This window comes from Pseudomonas sp. B21-036 (assembly GCF_024748925.1).
GTDB classification, from domain to species: domain Bacteria; phylum Pseudomonadota; class Gammaproteobacteria; order Pseudomonadales; family Pseudomonadaceae; genus Aquipseudomonas; species Aquipseudomonas palmensis.
This window is the reverse complement of record NZ_CP087178.1, coordinates 2740311-2759652: the sequence shown is the minus strand read 5'-3', so window position 1 is coordinate 2759652 and position 19342 is coordinate 2740311. Positions and strand designations below refer to the sequence as shown.

Genomic DNA, 19342 nt, shown 5'->3' with positions numbered 1-19342 from the left:
CTAGGCGACCTCCCCGCCAGCCACCGAAGGTCGCGGCAAGCCCAGCGCATCGCGCAGCGTACCCGCTGCGGGGGCCGACCTGATCAGCCCACGCTGACGAAGGACCGGCACGACCTGATCGCAGAATACGTCGAGCGAGGTCGGGAAATGCGTGGGACGCACCATGAAACCATCACAGGCGCCTTCCAGCCAGGTCTCCATCTCGTCAACGATCTGCTGCGCATCGCCCACGAACGCATTGCCTATGCGGGTGGCCGACAGGCGCCCGGCCACCTGACGCAAGCTCAGGCCATGACTGCGTATGGCATCGCTGAGTGCATTGAAATAGGTTGTGTTGCGGTTGCTGGATGAGGGGATGAGCGCGGTGGGAATGGGGGCCTCATAAGACACTCCCGAGAGGTCGGCTTCCAGAATGCGTTCGACCATTGCACGACCTTGCTCCTCATCGATGAGCTCACCGAGCGCCACGAGCTGGGCATCGGCATCTGCCTTGTCCATGCCCACCACCACCGTGGTGCCAAGCAGCACCTTGATGGCTTGCGGGCTACGCCCGTGCGCAGATGCCCGGCGTTTGATATCGGCGTAGAACGCTCGTGCCGAATCGATGTCCGGCTGCACCGTGAACACCAGGTCGGCATACCTGGCCGCCAGGTCGCGTCCTTCCGGTGAGCCACCGGCCTGAACGATGACCGGGTGCCCTTGTGGAGGGCGGGAGATATTGAGCGGCCCTTTGACCGAGAACCAGCGTCCGCGATGGTCGATCGGTTTGACTCTGCTCGGTTCAAAGTAGTGACCGGCGGCCTGGTCGAACACCACCGCGTCATCTGCCCAGCTGTCCCACAGACGCCGCACGACCTCGACGTATTCCTGTGCCCGTAGGTAGCGATCACCGTGCGCCAACGCCCCCTGCCCTGCGTAATTCTCCCACGCACCACCGTTCTCGGTCGTAACGACGTTCCAACCCACGCGTCCGCCACTAATATGGTCAAGCGAGGCGAACTGACGAGCGATCGTGAACGGCTCGCTGTAGCTCGTGCTGACGGTCGCGATCAGTCCGATACGCTCGGTCACCGCTGCCAATGCCGCCAACAGGGTGAGCGGCTCCAGGCGGTTGGTACTGCGTGGTGAGCGACTGGCCTGGGCCAATGAGCCTTCAGGCATGGCTGGGGAGTCCGGGACGAACACAAAGTCCAGCCCATGGACCTCCGCCAGGCGCGCGATGGCCTTGTAGGTCGCCAGTTGAGTCGCTGCATCCGCTTTGGCCGTGGCGGTGAGCCAAGCCGCTGGATGGTTGCCGTAGGGGTCGACGATGCAGCCCAATGGGATGGGGGACCGTGTAGTCATAGATGCCTTCTTCATGAAATGGTGTAGACATGTGCGTCGGCACACGATCAAACCGCGGTGAGTGACCAACGCTCGAGGAGTCGGCCGCCATCGAGGTCTTCATTGGTCGCCATCTTCGCGGACGGCCTGACGCGCTGGGTGAATGCGTTCAGGTAATTACCGAATATCGGAATCACGGCCCCTCCGTCATCGCTGACCAAGGTCTGCATCTCGCCATACATCGCCCTGCGCCTGGCGTCGTCGGTTTCCGAGCGTGCAGCTGCCAGCAACGCATTGAACGTGGGATTGTTCCAGTGCGTATAATTGCGCTGGGACGTGGGTGCGAAGACCGTGGAGAGCATGTCATCTTCGGTCATGCGACCGCTCCAGTAAGTCATGTACCAAGAAGGGGTATTGGTCTTGACCTTCGCCCAGTAACCATCTGCGCCCTCTCGGACGACATCGATGTCGATGCCTGCCCGACTCGCTTGTTGCTTGTAAAGCACGGCAAAATCGACAGCCCCCGGGAACGCGGCTTCCGAGGTATGAAGCCGCACTGAAAGTCGATCAAGCCCGGCCTTCTTAATCAGGAATCGCGCTTTATCGGGGTCATATGCCTTGGGCGTGTTCTCGACATTAAAGTACCGATACCCCGGCGTGATCGGTTGGTCATTGCCGATTCGGCCATGCCCATTGAATACGACGTCCAGCAACTGTTGCCGGTCCAGCCCGTACTTGAGCGCGTTTCGCAGGTCAGCGTTGTCATAAGGCGAAGCCTGGGTATTGGCCGTGAGCCAGTAGTTCAGGCGGCCGACGGTTTCTTGCACGGTAATTGCCTTGCTTCTGGCAAGCAGGTCCGCTGTTTTCAAGGACACGCGGTTGATGACGTCGACTCGACCGCTCTGCAGGGCAGACTGGCGAGAGACAACATCACTGATGGACACCAGCTCGGCCGAATCCAGGTAAGCGTCGCGATAACTGTTCGGGTTGCGTTTGAGTACCGCGCGCACCCCAGGCTCGAATTGCTCGAGGATGAACGGGCCGGCACCGATCCCGGAGCGCCAGTCGACGACGCCCTCGCTGGAGGGCAGAATGTTCAGGTGTTGATCGGAGAGCGAGTAGGCAAAGTCGACATTGGGCGCGTTGAGCCTGACGATGAACGCATCGCGCCCATCGAGCTGAATGTCCTCCACTCCCTCGAAGACGGCACGCGCAGCAGAGCGGCTTTGTTCGCCTCGGTGATAATTCAGCGACGCCACGACATCGGCTGCGGTCAGCGCCTTGCCGTTGCTGAAGGTGGCGCCTTTGACGGTCTCGAAGCGCCAGGTTCTGGCATCGGCGGAGTGCTCCCAGGTGCGTACAGTGTCCGGCAGCAAATTACCATCCGGGCCTATCTCGAACAGGTTGGAGCGCACGGCGAACCCAATGAGAATCATGTAGGAGTCGCTCCACAGCGCTGGGTCCAGGCTATCGGTGGTCGCGCCGCCCGCCAGGCCCAGGCGCAGATGCCCGCCAGAGGACGCCAGCGGTACGCTGGCCTGTGCACCGTCCGGCAGTAGAATTCCGCCGGTGCTGACGGCCATGCCCAGGGCAATGGATGTTTTCAAAAAGCTCCGCCGCCCCTGGCTGGCCCCAGAAAACCAGGATGAATCTTCGCTGTTCATGATGTGCTCTCGTATTGTTCGGGGATAACCCCGCCTGCCCCATGCGGCAAGCGGGAGTCGCGATCAAAAAATGCTCAGTGGGTATTCGGCAATCAGGCGTACTTCATCGATATCGCTTTCGCCTTGGGACGCGTTGGCGCGGTGCGTGGCTTGGCGAAGACGCAGCGACAAATCCTTCGCCGCGCCGCTCTGAACGACGTACTTGAGGTCCAGATCACGCTCCCAGTGTTTGCCCCCACGCCCTTGCTGGCCGACGTAGCCACCGTCGATGTCCGCCCCCGTGCCGTCGATGCCAGCGCCGGTTACATAACGCACGGAAAACGTCACTCCGGGAAGCTTCAGGGCTGCCAGATTCAGGTCATAGCGCGCCTGATACGAGGCTTCGTGTGCGCCATTGAAGTCTGAGTAATTGGAGGCGTTATCCAGAAAGATCGAACCGGTGCCGACGTAGTCGAACGGCGTATCGCCGTTGATCTTCTGATAGCCCAGGGTGAACCGGTGAGCGCCGTGGGTGTAGGTCGTCGCGATGCTGTACGCGGTGGTGTCGATCCTGCCTTGATAGGCGGCCCCCGTATCACGGGTCCGGTAGGCATTGGCCTGCACTGCGAAACTGCTCGATGCAGACAAGGGCAGCAGGTACTTGATGCCGCCGTAGTACTGGTTCCAGGTATCGTCGAACTGCGAGGCGTAGAGTGACAGTGTCAGCTGCTTGCCCAAAGCGTAGTCACCGCCGACAAAATCAATGCTGGAGCCGACCTTGCCATCGCCGTAATACAACAGCAGGTCACCGTCGTGTCCGCTGGCCTCGCGGCGCTTGAACGCCGTGAAGTGTCCGGCCTGTACGTTCAGCCCTTGAACTTCATGGCTTTCAAGTAGAAGACCGGTGGCCGTTTCGGGAAACAACCTGGAGTCGGCCGTGGCGAATACGGGCGCATTGGGTTGCAGCTCGCCATAGCGAAGCGTGGTCGATGAAATTCGTGCTTTCAACGCTGCCCCGGCCGTGGAATAGCCGTCTGCAGGTCGGCCATCGCTGTCGACGGGCAGCAACTTGCCCTTCGACCGGCCGGGCCCGCCATCTAGGCGTACCCCGGCGAACACATGCGCATCGACCCCCAGGCCGATCACCCCCTGGGTGAAACCTGACCGGTAGAAACCCAGCAGACCCTGCGCCCATTCCTCACGGTAACTTTGGCTTCCGGGTGAGGCATCCCTGAAGTCTCGGTTGAAGTAAAAATTCCTGTTCAGCAATTTCAACGAGCTGTCTTCGATAAAGCCGGTAGCGCTCTCTTGTTCACTCGCGTGAACGCAACCGTTGACCAGCAGCAACGCGGTTATGGCAGTTTGTGTTCCGACACGCATACGACACTTCCTATCTGCGTACATTGTGGTTGCAAGAAACTTGCGTTCGTCATCGATCGGGCACGGTGGCATGCACTGGCGATCAACTGTCGCCAGGCACGTTTACGCGTCATCGCGTCGATGTTTCAGGGGGCACAACCTGTGCTGCGGTTCAGGGTGAAACAGCAGACGCTGGCGTCACCACGCCACGCGTCTTATGGGAATGGATTGTTCCAGTCGTGCGAAGGGGGCATCGACGCTGCCATCGCTCACCTCCATCATGGTTTCGCACAGATAGCTCACGACAGCCGGGTGGTGGCTGACCATCATCAACGCGAGGTCGTGCTGTTCCCTGAGGCGGGCCAGCAAGTTGAGTACCTCTGCCTGCACCGATACGTCGAGTGCCGAGGTTGGCTCGTCTAGCAGCAGCAAACGGGGCCTGAGCATCAGCGCTCGGGCGATGGCCACCCGCTGGCGTTGCCCGCCAGAAAGCTCATGTGGAAAACGCGACGCCATCGTCGCATCCAGGCCGACTTCTTCGAGTGCCGCCGCCACACGTTGAGATTGATCGCCGAGGCCGTGAATCTGCAATGGCTCGAGCAGCGTACTACCCACCGTGTGCCTCGGGTGCAGCGAGGCGTAGGGATCCTGGAACACCATCTGTACCTGCGACGCCAGGGCACGATGGTCCACGCCTGCGGCCGTGACCGCCACACCGCCGACGCTAACCTGGCCAGTGCTCAGCTTGACCATGCCGCAGAGGGCGCGTAACAGCGTGGACTTGCCAGAGCCTGAGCGCCCAAGTAGTCCCAGAGCCTGGCCGGGCGCCACGTCGAATGAAACATCGCGCAGGATGGATCGCCCGTCCAGATTGATCGACACGTTCTTGACTGACAGCACAGGCTGGCTCATCGGGCAGGCTCCAGATCGAAATCCTGCAGTGTCGCCAGCGGTGCGCCGTGATCACCTCGGCGAGGAACGCAGGCCAGTAACGCGCGGGTGTAGGGATGTCCGTCATACCCCAGCTGACTGGACAGACACTGATCGATGATTTCACCGTCACGCATCACCAGCACCCGGTCACACCAGCCAGCTATCGCATCGAGGTCGTGACTGATCAAGATCAAACCCATTTGCCGATCACGCACCTGCTGGTCGAGCAATTCGAGTACCGCCCTGGCATTGCCCTTGTCCAGAGACGAGGTCGGTTCGTCGGCTATCAACAGTTTGGGCTCGGCGGCCAGCATCATTGCGATCATCACGCGTTGCCCCATGCCACCTGACAACTCATGCGCGAAGCGTTGGTACACGCGCTCAGGCGCCTCGATGTGCAGCGTCTGCATAGCCTGCAGCGCAGCTTGGCAAGCATCTCTGCGTGCGAGGCCACGGTGTACCCGGTACATTTCTGCAATCTGTTCGCCGACGCTGATGCCCGGATTGAGCGAATAGCCAGGGTCCTGCATGATCATGCCGATCTGCGTCCCCCGCAGTGCCGCGCGTTTTTTGGCATGGGCAGCAGTCAGTTCGACGCCGTCGAACGCCAACCGCTGCAGCGACACTTGGGCGCGGGTCCCCAGCAGGTCGGCAATCGCACGCACCGTCTGTGACTTGCCCGATCCTGACTCGCCGACGATGCCTAGGCGTTCCCGGGCCGCCAGGCTGAAGCTAATGCCTTTGACCACACGCTTGTGGTGGTAATTGACAGTCAAACCTTGTACATCCAGCAGTGAATTCATGGTTTTCTCCTCAACGACCCGCGCGAGGGTCTAGCGCGTCACGCAGGCCATCGCCTACCAGGTTCAATGCCAGGCTAACGAGAAAGATCGCCAATCCGGGCAGGGTTGCCACCCACCAGTACGGTGCCAGGATCTGTCGTCCAGCGGCGACCATCGCCCCCCATTCCGGCGTAGGCGGCTGTGCGCCGAGGCCAAGGAACCCCAAGCCCGCGGCAATTAGGATCATGCCGGCCAGGTCCAGCGTGAGCCTCACCAATGCAGAGCTGGCGCACAGCGGCAGGAGGTGCCGAAGCAGAATGCGTAGGTGGGAGGCCCCGGCCAGACGTGACGCCCAGATGAACTCTCGCTCGCGCAGGCGCTTGGCTTCAGCACGCGCCTGCCGCGCGTAAGGTGGCCACGCACTGACTGCGATTGCCAACACAGCGTTCTCCAGTCCTGGGCCGAGGGCGGCGGCGAGTGCAAGGGCCAGAAGCAAACGCGGGAACGCCATGAAGATGTCGGTGATGCGCATCAGCACAGTCTCCAGTGCGCCACCGAAATAGCCCGCACAAAGCCCGACCGCCATGCCCACCGGGGCCACACTGACAGCCGCCATGAGCACGATCAGCAAGGTATAGCGCGCCCCATGCAGCACACGGCTAAAAATGTCCCGGCCCAACTGATCGGTGCCGAACCAATGTTCTGCCGAGGGCGGCTGCAACCGCTCGCTCAAGGCCTGCATATAGGGGTCCTGCGGTGCCCACTGTCCAGCACACGCGGCCACCAACAGACCCAGCAGGATCAGTACACCCATGGCCATCAGTGGTTGATCGAGCGCCCAGCGCCAGCGGCCGCGTGCTCCGCCATGTTCAGGAGCGGGCTGAAGGTCCAGCGGTAGGGGTGATACAGACATGTTCATGATTTGATCCTCGCGTCCAATCGCGGGTAGAGCCAGTCGACGAAACGATTGAGCATCAGGAACAGCAAGCCAATGAGCGTCGTCGCACCCAGCACTGCAGGAAGGTCTGCGCTGAACAGCGACTGGGTGATATACATGCCGATGCCAGGCCAAGCGAAGACGGTCTCCGTGACCACTGCGCCCTCGAGTAGATAGGCATAGGCGAGTGCCGCCGATGTGAGCAACGGCACACGAATGTTGATGAATGCATGGCGCCATACCACGCGCCAGTCGCTCAGGCCTTTCATGCGCGCTGCCAGGATGTACTCGCTGTTGAGTTCGTCGATCATCAGCGCGCGCGTCATCCGGCTGAGGTACGCAGCCGTGTGCCAGGCCAGTACAACAGCCGGCAACAGCAGGTGACTCAAGGCATTGACGAACCCATCCCAGCTACCGGCCAACAGTGTGTCGATCAAGACCAAGCCGGTACGCTCCTCGATGCTGTATTGATACAGCGTATCGAGCCGACCCGGGCCGCCCACCCAGCCAAGCGTCACATAGAACACAACCAGTCCGACGATGCCCAACCAGAAAACTGGAGCGGAGTAACCGACCAGGCCCGTTATCCTGACCAGCACATCAGGCCAGCGGTTGCGGTGTACGGCGGCCAAGACCCCGGCAGGTATTCCAACCAACGCACCAATCAGCATGGCGACCGTCGCCAGCTCAAAGGTGGCCGGGAAGAAACTGGCCAGGTCGCGTAACACAGGTTGCCCGCTCACCACGGATGTTCCGAGATCGGCATTCAACACGCGCCCCAGGTACCGCGCGAACTGCACCGTCACCGGTTGGTCCAGGCCCATTTCTATACGAGTACGTTCATAGACATCTGCGCTAGCATGCTCGCCGACCACTGCCAGCACTGGATCCACAGGCAGTGCTCGACCTATGAAGAATGTCAGTACCAGCAAACCGAGCAAGGTCGCGGCTAGCGAAGCAGCACCGGTTACACTCGACTTGAGCCAGTGACCATGAGCGTTCATCTTCTCAGTCCTTGCTCACGTGGGTGTAGACGGCCGAATCGAAGTTCGGTCCACTCTGAAACCCTTTGACGTTGGCTCGCAGGACGATTTGCTCGACCTGCTGGAAGGCAAAGATATACGGTGCCTGATCCAGGACGCGTTGCTGCAACTTCGCATAGAGGGCAGCGCGTTTTTGCGGATCCTGTTCCCGTTGGCCAGCCAGGGTCAGCTTGTTGGCCTCGCTGTCAACCCAGCCGCTACGCCACGCCCTGTTCTTGAGAGGCGCGTCGTCCGCGTTGTTCTCGTTGAGGGCGTAATCGTTGGCAGCTGCATTGGGGTCGTTGTAATCCACCGAGGCATGCCAAAGAATGACTTCATGTTCACGCGCCCGGTACTTGGTGACCACCTGGCGACGATCAGACTGCAAAAGATTGAGAGTGATACCTGCCTGGGCGAACGTTGCCTGGATCGACTGGGCGATCTCTGGATAAGGACTGCCCCCTTCGACATCGAGGTTCAGGGTCAAGCCCTTGTCGTAGCCGGCCTCCTTGAGAAGCTGCTTGGCCTTGGCAATGTCCAGGTGATAGAGCGGCTTGGAGACCGCTCCGGGAATCCCTTGGCCATAGAGGCTCTGATGAACGGTCCACTGCCCCGCCAGCAGATTGCTGGCGATACCCTGGTAATCGATCGCCGAGCGCAGAGCAGCTCTGACGCGGGGGTCTGCAAGCGCAGGGTTCTTTTGGTTGAGCGGCAGGTAGATCTCGGTGAGCTTGCGGGTGTTGGTGAGGTTGAACGCTGCGGCAGGTGCAAGCGCTTTGATTTGGTCCGGGTCCAGGTTGTAGGCCATGTCGACATCACCTTTGGCCACCAGCAGCGCTTGCGTCGCACTTTCGGCCACATGGCGGAAGATCACCCGTTCCAGCAGTGGCTTGCCGCCATAGTAGGCGTGGTTGCTCTGCAGAACGATCGCATTCTTGGCCTTCCAGGTCGCGATTGAAAACGGCCCACTACCTGCCCACGCGGTCTTCAACCACCCATTGCCAAGATCGCCGTCACGCTCATGCATTTGTACAGTCTTGGCGTCGACGATCGAAGCTGGCGAAGTAGCCAGTAATTGCAAAACTAAGCCAGGCGCCAAGGCTGTGCCGAGTTTGAGTTCCAAGGTCTCGGGGGCTGTGGCGCGGACCAGGCCATCGACATTGGCAGGCGTCCAGCCAAACTGGCCGAACAGGAAGGATGGCGTCTTGTTCAGTTTGACCACGCGACGCAGTGACCAGGCCGCATCCTCTGCGGTAAGAGGCCTACCATCGGCAAAGGTCTGGCCCCCCCGTATGTGGAATGTGTACGTCAAGCCATCGGCAGCGGCCGTCCAGCGGTCAGCTACATCACCGATGACCTGCGCTGGCGTGTTCGGGTCACGACTCACCAGTCGCGAATAGGCATTGTTGAGTATTTCGCCGGTGGTGTTTTCGTATGCCTCTGCGGGGTCCAGGGACAGTACGTCCTCGAGATTCTTGGCGACCACCAGCGTGTCGCTGGCGGCCATGCTGGCGACCGAGAAAAGAACGCCTGCGACCCCTATTAAATAGCGTGTTGTCCGAACCAGCTTCCACATAACGTTACGTCCTGGCGATTAGAATTACGCCACGCTAGGCATTGCAGTAGCACGGGGCAATACACGTTTTGAACATAAGCTTATGAACTAGACTCAAGAGACATAACGATAGACCTGTTAGTTTGCAACCCCTTGGAAAAATTGAACATTACTGTTGCTCAGGCGACAGTTTGACCTAAATCAATACAGTAAATGGTTGCCTTGCTTTCAGCGAAACTTACGTTTCCGTTCCAGCAATGGTAATAGCGAAATGGCCGTGCCAAGAATGAAGTTACTTTCCACTAAGGGTTCGATATATGACTGTTCTTGTTACCGGAGCATCTTCAGGTTTTGGCAAGGCAATCGCGCAGCGTCTGGTCAATGATGGCCACCGTGTCGTGGGTATCGCACGGCGGTTGGAGCGACTTGAGCAATTGGCCGATCAACTGGGCGAGCGCTTTTACCCTGTGGCGCTGGACATCACTGATAAAGAGGCCGTAGCGGCCCTGCCGGGGGGGCTTCCTGCGGAGTTCGCCACTCTTGATGTGCTGGTCAACAATGCCGGCCTCGCACTGGGGCTGGAGCGGGCACAAGACGCCGATCTCAACGATTGGCGGGCCATGATCAATACCAACATCATTGGCCTTACTGAACTCACCCACGCGGTTCTTCCCGGGATGGTGGCTCGTAACAAGGGCACGATCATCAATCTGGGTTCTGTGGCAGGTACCTACCCGTACGCGGGTGGCAACGTATACGGCGCAAGTAAGGCATTCGTCCAGCAGTTCAGCCTCAACTTGCGCTCTGACCTGGCGGGCACAGCGTTGCGGGTGACCAACCTTGAGCCCGGACTGGTGGGAGGCACCGAATTTACCACCGTGCGGCTGCGCGGAGATGCCGGCGAGGCAGCCAAGCGCTATGACGACGTTACACCCCTGACGGCCGACGACATCGCCGAGGCCGTTGCATGGATCATCCAACTGCCTGCACACGTAAACATCAACCGCATCGAAGTCATGCCCGTGGCGCAAAGTTTTGCGCCCCTTGCCATTCATCGCGCGCCCGCTTGAGCCCCAGCCCATGACCCAGACTCCCTCTGCCCCACCGGCCCGAATCATCAGAGATGACGCAGAAGCATTGGAAGTTGCGCGCGCGCTGGCGCAGCGCTTTTCGCTCGATGCCGCGCAGCGTGATCGGGACCGTACCCTTCCCCACGCAGAAATGGACGCTTACTCGAGCGCCGGTTTGACGGCCATCACCGTCCCAAAGGCCTACGGAGGTGCCGATGTATCCTTTGAAACCTTGACTGACGTTTTTCGTATCATTTCGGCAGCGGACCCCTGCATCGGGCAAATTCCCCAGACCCACTTCGGCGCGGTCAACAGCCTGCGCACTATCGGCAGCGAAGCGCAAAAGCACGATTACTTCGCCAAGGTAATAGCTGGCCAGCGTTTCGGCAGCGCGACGTCCGAGCGAGGCACACGCCATGCGCGCGACTTCAAGACTCGCATCCGTCGCAGTGACGACCACTGGCGTCTCCAAGGCGTGAAGTTTTATTGCACCGGGGCGCTGTTTGCCAACTGGGTACAGGTTTTGGCATTGGACGAAGCCGAACGCCTGACACGGGTATTCATACCCGCCGATGCCGAAGGTGTCACTCTGCACAACGACTGGACCGGTTTCGGGCAACGCACCACCGCGAGCGGGACAGTAACGTTCGACAATGTAAAGGTCGATGATTCGCAGATTCTCCCAGCTCATCTGCTGTTCGACGGCAAGATCACTCTCCAGGGCCCGGTCGCGCAGATCATGCAGGCTGCCATAGACGCCGGCATCGCCGAAGCAGCCTTCGCCGATGCCAAAGCGTTCGTGAAAACGCGCTCTCGCCCTTGGATTGACAGCGGTAAAGAGACAGCAGCCGAAGACCCTTACATCATCGCAGCGTTCGGCAATCTGTCAGTACGCATTGCAGCGGCCAATGCGCTTCTGCGACGTGCAGCGCGCATCCTGGACCAAGTCAGTGCCACCGAAGTCACCGCGCAATCGGCGGCCCATGCATCTGTGGCAGTAGCTGAAGCAAAAGTGCTGACGACCCAGGTTGCACTGGAAGCGTCCGAGAAATTGTTCGAGCTGTGTGGTACCAGCGCCACTTCATCCAAATACGGCCTGGACCGTCATTGGCGCAATGCTCGTACTCACACCCTTCATGACCCCGTGCGCTGGAAGTACAAGCTGATAGGCAACTATTGGCTCAATGGCGTTCAACCTGACAGGCATTCATTCGTATGAACATGGTTTCTGAGTTTGAAGACAATCAGCATCACGCTAGCAAAACGGTGATCATTCGATCAGATCAGCAAGCGCTAGAAACCGCACACGCACTTGCTGAGCAAATAGCCGAGGGCGCCTCGCTTCGCGATGCGAATCGCACGCTCCCTCGCGCGGAAATGAACTTGATCTCACGCTCCGGGCTTTTAGCGATCACCATCCCCAAAGATCACGGTGGGGCGGATGTCAGCGCGAATACCTTGGCCAAGGTCGGGGTCTTGCTCAGCGAGGCTGACTCCAGCATCGGGCAAATCCCACAAAACCACTTATACTCGATCGAGACATTGCGCCTAGTCGGCACGGCCAAGCAGCGAGAGTTCTTTTACCGCCGTATTCTTCAAGGTGCCAGGCTGGGCAACGCAGTGGCTGAGACAGGGACCCCCACTTCGACGGCCAAACACCGCAAGACACGCCTGATAGAGACCGCCGACGGTCTGCATATCCAGGGTAAGAAAGCCTACTGCACTGGCGCACTGATGAGCGATTGGATCGCTGTATTCGTCAAGGACGCGCAAGATTATCAACACATGGCCTATGTCCCGGTCGATGCCAAGGGACTCACGCTCTACGACGACTGGGACGCCATGGGGCAGCGCTCGACCGGCAGCGGTACTGCACTGTTCGACGATGTACCTGTGTTGGCTGAGCACGTGCTGCCGTTCCAGCGCATTTTCGACGAGCCAAGCCGCCTGGGTCCGTTCGCGCAGCTGTGGCATACGTCTATTCAGGTAGGTATAGCCAGGGCCGCACTGAAAGACCTCAAGTGCTTCGTGACCACCAAAGCGCGCCCCTGGATCGATAGCGGCGCTGAACGCGCCAGCGACGATGTGCTGAGCCTGTTCGACGCTGGCGCCCTGCAGGTCGATCTTCACGCGGCAGAGGCCTTGCTCGAGGAAGCGGCGTACCGGGTCGAAGACCTCAAATCAAACGCTCCCGCCGAAGCATTGGCAACTGCGTCTGTCGCCGTGGCGCAGGCCAAAGTCCTGGCTACCGAACTGGCCCTGAAAGCCTCCAGCAAACTGGTAGAACTCGCAGGCGCTCAGTCGAGTCTTGCCCAGTACAACCTTGACCGCCATTGGCGCAATGCCCGCACCCACACCTTGCACGACCCTGTGCGCTGGAAATTCGCGACTCTGGGGGATTACTACCTGAACGACAAACTGCCGCCACGCCGAGGGTATATTTGAATGAGCAAGCCCAAGCACCTCGTGCTAAACGCGTTCGAAATGGCGTGTCCTGGGCATATCTGCCATGGTTTATGGACACACCCTCGCGATCAGTCGCACCGCTTCAACGAGCTGGATTACTGGATTGAGCAGGCGCGTACCCTGGAATCGGGACTGTTCGACGGCATCTTCTTCGCTGACGGCCTCGGGGCGTTCGACGTCTACGAGGGCAACTACGACAAGGCGCTCGAAGAAGCCATTCAGTTGCCGCGACTCGATCCTATGCTGCTGGTGCCCAGCATGGCCCACGCCACCGAGCATCTGGGCTTCGGCATTACCTCCAACGTGCTTTACGAGCCACCGGCGTTGTTCGCCAGACGTATGTCCACCCTCGATCAATTGACCGGCGGGCGTGTCGGCTGGAACGTAGTCACTGGCTACCTGGACAGCGCCGCCAAAGCCAATGGAGCCGTTGAGCAGCCGCGGCACGACGAGCGCTATGATCGGGCCGACGACTACATGGAGGTCGTGTACAAGCTGTGGGAGCGAAGCTGGCGTGACGATGCTGTCGTATTGGACCGCGATGCCCGGGTTTACACACGGCCCCAAGGTGTCAGCCCAATCAGACATTCCGGCCCCTACTACAACGTCAGCACGCCGCACTTGACCGCGCCAACACCCCAACGCACCCCGGTCATCTATCAGGCAGGGGCGTCAGGTCGCGGACAACTGTTCGCCGCGCGTCATGCCGAGTGCGTGTTCGTCATGGGGCCCAGCAAGGAAGTAGTTGCCGCTGTCGTACGTGACCTGCGCAAGGCAGTGAAGGATGCGGGCCGGGACCCCTATTCTGTGCGGGTTATCGCCGGGATCAACGTGGTGGTGGATGCGACCTTATCTGCTGCGCAGGCGCGCTATGACGACTATCGTCGGTATGCAAGCCCACAAGCAGGCCTTGCGCACTTTTCGTCTACCGTTGGTATAGATTTTTCGCGCTATGGTCTGGATGAGCCGATCATTTACAAACAGACCGAGTCGGGCCAATCAGCCCTCGAAGCCTTCACGCGTCGCAGCCCAGGCAAGGTGTGGACGGTACGCAAGCTACTCTCGTCAATGCCCTTGGGCTCCAGAATACTCACGATCATCGGCAATGGCAGCACAGTGGCCGATGAATTGTGTGCCTGGCAGCAAGAAGCGGATGTCGATGGTTTCAACCTCATTCGGAGCGTGTCGCCGGAGAGTGTCGAAGGTTTCATCCGTTGGGTAGTTCCCGAACTGCAGGAACGCGGTGTATTCAAAACGGCCTACCGTACGGGTACCCTGCGTGAGAAGCTGTTCGCTGCCGGCCCTAGGCTGGCTTCCTCCCATCACGGCGCATCACTGCGCAGCTGACCTCTAGATACGACATGGCTGTGATCAACCCATCCAATTTCGATTTGCAGACATTGCGCATTTTCGTCCTCACCGCGCAAAGCAAAAGCCTTACGACGACTGCGGAGCGCATACACATGACGCTCTCGGCGGTGAGCAGACGCCTGAGCGACCTTGAGCAGTTAATCGGTATCGCGCTGTTCGAACGGCGGTTCCGGTCTATGGAATTGACCCCTGCCGGCCATGCCCTGCTGGCACAAGCGCAGTTCATCGTCAGCGCATCCGAACGGTTGGCAGGTACCATGACCGATTTCGCTCAAGGCATCCGGGGGAGGATCAGGCTGTGGGCAAATACATCTGCGGTCATTCAGTTTTTACCCAAGGATCTGTATGCGTATCGCAGCCTCTACAAAGAGGTACGGATCGAGATGCAGGAGCGCCTTTCGGAAGACACTGTACGCGCTTTGCAGGCAGGCGATATCGATTTAGGCATTGTCGCCCAGAACTGCAGTAGCGTGGGCCTTGAGAAAACGGAGTACCGAAAGGATCAGTTGGTGCTGGTAGTGCCCACGGGGCACACTTTGCAATTTGAAAAGCAGCTCAAACTCGAGCACATACTCGAGCAGCAGTACGTCGGCACTAATGAAGGAAGCGCCATTCTTCGGCTGCTGAGCGATCTAGCTGGAGCTCAGGGACGATCATTGCGTATCGCTCTGCAGGCCACCAGCTTTGAGGCCATCCTTAGTTTGGTAGAAGCCGGCCATGGCGTCAGCGTTCTACCCCGAGCGGCCGTCGCCACCGCTGTCACTTCCCGACAACTGGTGATGGTGCCCGTCATGGAGCGCTGGGCTGTGCGTCAATTGCACCTCGCGTGGCGGTCGGGCAGCTTGCCAAATGCGGACGTCGAACATCTGCTCAAGTTCCTGCATGAACGCGCGGTTATTTGAGCGCTTTTTTCCCACTAGTAGGAGAGCTGGTAGAGGATCGGCGATCAGGGACACATTCCATATGGCGCGTTGGTATGTCCAGTTCGTGTCGCCTGCCGATTCGCTTCCACCTCTGTAGGCTCGCTTCCGAAAGCTAACGGGCACGCTGGACTTCGATCACCTCGGTAAGACTCCACAGCTGGGTTCACTGGCGGGACAGTAGGGTTCGGGCTTGATGCAGCATTATTCAATGTGGCTACGCTAGAACGTGGACATGGAATTGTGGAGGTGATTTATCGGATATCATCCAAAAAAATAGGGGCCATCATTTCAAGATGACCCCTCTGCTTTGCGACCAACAAAGCGAAGGCTGTTGATGCGTTTTCTAGGATTAAGCAAAAGGATCGGCGTTGGGTCCTGCAATGACGCCAGAGTCATGCAGGCGTGCGATTTCAACCCCCGAAAGACCTAGCACTTCGTGGAGCACTTCGTCGGTATGCGAACCTAACAATGGTGCTGGTGAGCTCGATGTCTGACCGACACCCTCGAATCTCGCTGCTAACTTTGCACTGATGTGTGCACCCACGCCATCAGTAATAAGGGTCTCAAAGATGGGGTTGGTCAGCCCGACGCGAGTATCTTCCTCCAGTAATTGCTTTACGCTCGAATACTTGCCCCATGACACCTGAAATTGATCAAGCTGCCTACGTACCTCAGCAAAGGAGCGTTTACGGAACCATGGCTCGAGTAACTCAACGATGCCCTCCCTCCCCTCGTAACGCTGAAACTCATTACTGAAATCTAGATGGAGTCGAATCTCCAACTGCGACATCTCAGCCTCAAGGCCACAACAGCTAACCAAGGAGCGCCATTGGGTAGCGGTGATTGCTGCCACCATCAGTCGCTGCCCATCCGCGGTCACAAAATCTCGCCCAAAAGCACCATAAATGTTGTTGCCCACCGGTTCCCTATCACGATTGAGTACATCAGCTTCAGTCAGCAATCCCAGGTGAGACATCGTAGAAAATGCTACATCAGACATAGCTAACTTGATCAGGGATCCTTCGCCTTTCACTAGGCGGCGGTTGATCGCGCCCACAAACGCAAATGCTGCCTGATATGCAGTGATAACGTCCCAAGCCGGAAGCTGGCTGTTTACTGGCCGTTCGCTTGCATTCTCCCGAGCAAGCAATGGAAAACCTGTAGCGCTGCTTAACGTACATTCCATAACTGAGGAGCCGTCAGGATTACCCTCAATGAGGCATGTAATCAGATCTGGTCGCCGTTTCATCAATATGCTGTGAGTCAGCCAGGATGCAGCTCGGTTGGTCAGTAAATTGCCGGTCCGACAAACTAGTTCTTGAACCAGCTCACGTGCTTCAGGGCGGCGAAAATCAATTGCCACGGAGCGCTTGCCTGCATTTAGCGATGTCCAGAAAAGACTACGGCCATTCGTGCTTACGCGAGGCGCTCGGCGGTAGTCTATACCACCTCCAATCGCATCGATTCGGATGACATCTGCTCCAAACTGAGCCAGGGCCAACCCAGCCAGTGGTGCAGGGACAAATGCTGAGCTCTCAACGACACTCACACCTTGCAGAAACGGATAAGGCATGTGCCCCTCGCATGATTATGAAAAGTCGCGAACCGGCCCAACGCTCGCCTAGCGTGGTTGGCGAGCACTGAGCCGGGACGCAAACCTAACCCAGCTCTCGTTTGAGCTGATCCCGATCGAGCACCCCTTCCCAACGCGCTACGAAGAGCGCTGCAACGCCATTACCGATAACGTTGATGAGGGCACCACCTTCAGAGATGAAGCGGTATACACCCAGCACGAGGACGAGGCCTGCTGCTGGAATTACATCGATAGATCCAAGCGTCGCTGCGAGGGTAATGAAGGCACCACCCGTGACGCTCGCGGCCCCTTTTGAGGTCAGCAGAAGAATCAACAACAGGGTGACCTGGTGGTAAATCGACACATCAATATCAAGCGCCTGGGCGATGAAGATGGCGAGTACCGTCATGTTGATGCAGCTGCCATCCAGGTTGAAGCAATAGCCTGAAGGTACGACCAAGCCGACCGTGGACTTTTCACAGCCAAGCTTCTCGAGCTTGCCCATCAAGCGAGGCAATGCCGACTCCGAAGAGGACGTACCGAGAACCAGTACGAGCTCTTCACGAATGTACTTCAGGAACTTCCAGAGGCTGAAGCCTGCCAAGCGCGCAGCGAGGTTGAGGATCACGAAGACGAAGACAAAGCCGGTCACGTAGTAACAGAGCAACAGATGACCATACGACGCCAAGGAGCCGATCCCATATTTGCCGACAGTGAATGCCATCCCACCGAAGGCGCCCAAAGGTGCCACATACATCACGATCTTCAGCATGCGGAAGAACGCCTGCGCTACCAGATCGATCGTATCAAGCAGAGGCTTACCCAGCGGCCCAAGCAGTTGAAGGCCGAATGCGAAAAGCACCGAAATGAACAAGACCTGAAGGATGTCACCCTCGCTGAACGCACCAAAGACGGTAGTCGGTACGATATGAGTGAGGAAGCCTACGACGCTCTGATCATGTGCTGCTTTTGTGTAGCCAGCGATTGCAGAACCATCCAGCGTCGCCGGGTCGATATGCATCCCAACGCCCGGCTTGAACAGGTTTACCCCGATGAGGCCGATAATCAGTGCCAGGGTGGTAAGCACCTCGAAATACACCAACGATTTAAAGCCAATACGGCCAATTTTCTTCAGGTTCTGCATGCCTGCGATACCGCTGACAACGGTGCAGAAAATGATTGGCGCGATCAGCATCTTGATGAGCTTGATGAACGTGTCACCCAGCGGTTTCATCTGCTCACCCAGGCCTGGGCTGATATGCCCGAGCAGGATACCGAGCAGGATCGCAGCCAAAACTTGAACGTAGAGATGGTGATAGAACGGCTTACGCTTGACCACTGGAAGGTCAGGCAGGTCGGCCGAAGAGCTGATTGTTTTTGTCATGGCGCTCTACCTTTTTTTAGATTTCGATTTGGGAACTTACGTCACCACGTTGATAGCCTTTCCCGATGCGTAGGCAGCAATGTTCGAGAGCAAGGTATTGATCAGACGTGCCACACTGCTTTGACTCGCCCAGCCGACATGCGGAGTTACGATCAAATTCGACAGATCTGCGTTAAGCAGGGGGTGATCAGCTCGAGGCGGTTCTACATCCAGCACATCCAGTGCTGCACCGCCAAGATGCCCAGAATGCAAGGCGGCCAGCACTGCCTGCTCATCCACCAGAGGCCCGCGCGCGGTGTTGATAAGCAGTGCACCCTGCTTCATCTGGCTGAGCTGCTCCGCGCCTATCAAATGACGGGTTTGCGGGGTCAAAGGGCAATGCAGGGAAATAGCATCGGCTTCTTGAAGTACCGTTTCGAATGGGACATAACCTTCCCGAACATGCGCAGCCCCACGGTGCTCTGCAAAGATGACATTGATGTCCAGGCCAACAGCAAGCTGAGCTACGCGACTACCGATATCACCCCACCCGACGATCCCAAGGGTCGATCCCTTGATGTCCTGGATCGGTGTAGCGTGTACACAGAAGTGGTTTGACTCAGGCCAACGCTTGGTGGCAGCTTCCCGGTATTCGAAAAGGCGGCGGCGAAGCGCAAACAGCGATGCGATAACGGCTTCAGCAACGCTGCTTGCCGAGTAGGCAGGTGCATTGCAAACCGTCACTCCCAAATCACGGCAAGCAGAAACATCAACGCAGTCGTAGCCGGTGGCAGCGACACAGATGAGCTTGAGATTTGGGAACTGCTCCAGTTGCACTCTCCCGAGCTTTACTTTGTTTGTGATAGCGACATCCGCCTCTGCCAAGACACTGACTAGCTCATCTTGCGAAGTACTTTCACGCACAGTCCAGTTTGTCGCCTGGGCAGGACGATCCATTGGGTAAGGCAGGCTCGCCCCATCCAGAAATACAATGTTCATAGGTAACCTCAGTACTCAGTTCC

General features: G+C 58.5%; 16 protein-coding genes. 5 read left to right on the top strand and 11 right to left on the bottom strand.

What is annotated here, in order from left to right:
- The 8 genes from LOY33_RS12325 to LOY33_RS12290 all read right to left on the bottom strand — a co-directional run bounded on the left by LOY33_RS12325 (position 1) and on the right by LOY33_RS12290 (position 9575).
- Positions 1 to 1344 (bottom strand): NtaA/DmoA family FMN-dependent monooxygenase, encoded by a 1344-nt coding sequence (locus LOY33_RS12325; protein WP_258662816.1) that lies wholly within the window; start codon positions 1342 to 1344, stop codon positions 1 to 3.
- A gap of 47 nt (positions 1345 to 1391) precedes the next feature.
- A complete protein-coding gene (locus LOY33_RS12320; protein ID WP_258662813.1) occupies positions 1392 to 2987 on the bottom strand; it encodes an ABC transporter substrate-binding protein in 1596 nt (531 codons plus the stop codon).
- Between the two features lie 63 nt (positions 2988 to 3050).
- Positions 3051 to 4346: an OprD family porin gene (locus tag LOY33_RS12315; protein ID WP_258662811.1), complete on the bottom strand. Its 1296-nt coding sequence runs from the start codon at positions 4344 to 4346 to the stop codon at positions 3051 to 3053.
- A 177-nt stretch (positions 4347 to 4523) separates the two neighbouring features.
- Positions 4524 to 5237, bottom strand: coding sequence for an ABC transporter ATP-binding protein (locus LOY33_RS12310; RefSeq protein WP_258662809.1), 714 nt, complete (start codon positions 5235 to 5237; stop codon positions 4524 to 4526).
- Positions 5234 to 6061, bottom strand: a complete 828-nt coding sequence (locus tag LOY33_RS12305; RefSeq protein ID WP_258662806.1) for an ABC transporter ATP-binding protein — start codon at positions 6059 to 6061, stop codon at positions 5234 to 5236. The genes LOY33_RS12310 and LOY33_RS12305 overlap by 4 nt, the downstream gene beginning before the upstream one ends.
- Before the next feature lie 10 nt (positions 6062 to 6071).
- On the bottom strand, positions 6072 to 6959 hold the full coding sequence (nikC, locus tag LOY33_RS12300) for a nickel transporter permease (RefSeq protein WP_258662805.1): 888 nt from the start codon (positions 6957 to 6959) through the stop codon (positions 6072 to 6074).
- Complete coding sequence (locus LOY33_RS12295; protein WP_258662804.1) at positions 6956 to 7981, bottom strand: ABC transporter permease; 1026 nt, start codon at positions 7979 to 7981, stop codon at positions 6956 to 6958. The genes nikC and LOY33_RS12295 overlap by 4 nt, the downstream gene beginning before the upstream one ends.
- Before the next feature lie 4 nt (positions 7982 to 7985).
- Entirely contained in the window at positions 7986 to 9575 is a 1590-nt protein-coding gene (locus tag LOY33_RS12290) for an ABC transporter substrate-binding protein (RefSeq protein WP_258662802.1), read from the bottom strand.
- A gap of 296 nt (positions 9576 to 9871) precedes the next feature.
- Here LOY33_RS12290 and LOY33_RS12285 point away from each other — a divergent pair, with 296 nt between their 5' ends.
- Genes LOY33_RS12285 through LOY33_RS12265 form a run of 5 tightly spaced genes read left to right on the top strand, consistent with a single transcriptional unit; the run spans position 9872 to position 15363 of the window.
- Positions 9872 to 10624, top strand: coding sequence for an SDR family NAD(P)-dependent oxidoreductase (locus tag LOY33_RS12285; RefSeq protein ID WP_258662801.1), 753 nt, complete (start codon positions 9872 to 9874; stop codon positions 10622 to 10624).
- Between the two features lie 10 nt (positions 10625 to 10634).
- Complete coding sequence (locus LOY33_RS12280; RefSeq protein WP_258662800.1) at positions 10635 to 11843, top strand: SfnB family sulfur acquisition oxidoreductase; 1209 nt, start codon at positions 10635 to 10637, stop codon at positions 11841 to 11843.
- On the top strand, positions 11840 to 13069 hold the full coding sequence (locus tag LOY33_RS12275) for an SfnB family sulfur acquisition oxidoreductase (protein ID WP_258662798.1): 1230 nt from the start codon (positions 11840 to 11842) through the stop codon (positions 13067 to 13069). The genes LOY33_RS12280 and LOY33_RS12275 overlap by 4 nt, the downstream gene beginning before the upstream one ends.
- Positions 13070 to 14437, top strand: a complete 1368-nt coding sequence (locus LOY33_RS12270) for an LLM class flavin-dependent oxidoreductase (protein ID WP_258662795.1) — start codon at positions 13070 to 13072, stop codon at positions 14435 to 14437.
- Between the two features lie 14 nt (positions 14438 to 14451).
- On the top strand, positions 14452 to 15363 hold the full coding sequence (locus LOY33_RS12265) for a LysR family transcriptional regulator (RefSeq protein ID WP_258662793.1): 912 nt from the start codon (positions 14452 to 14454) through the stop codon (positions 15361 to 15363).
- Positions 15364 to 15733: 370 nt separating this feature from the next.
- On the opposite strand, the gene LOY33_RS12260 is transcribed toward LOY33_RS12265, so the two are convergent.
- From LOY33_RS12260 to LOY33_RS12250, 3 genes are all read right to left on the bottom strand, one after another.
- Positions 15734 to 16957 (bottom strand): CoA transferase, encoded by a 1224-nt coding sequence (locus tag LOY33_RS12260; protein ID WP_258662792.1) that lies wholly within the window; start codon positions 16955 to 16957, stop codon positions 15734 to 15736.
- Between the two features lie 85 nt (positions 16958 to 17042).
- A complete protein-coding gene (gene dctA / locus LOY33_RS12255; protein WP_258662790.1) occupies positions 17043 to 18341 on the bottom strand; it encodes a C4-dicarboxylate transporter DctA in 1299 nt (432 codons plus the stop codon).
- 36 nt (positions 18342 to 18377) lie between these two features.
- Positions 18378 to 19319 (bottom strand): D-2-hydroxyacid dehydrogenase, encoded by a 942-nt coding sequence (locus tag LOY33_RS12250; RefSeq protein WP_258662788.1) that lies wholly within the window; start codon positions 19317 to 19319, stop codon positions 18378 to 18380.
- Positions 19320 to 19342 lie beyond the last annotated feature (23 nt).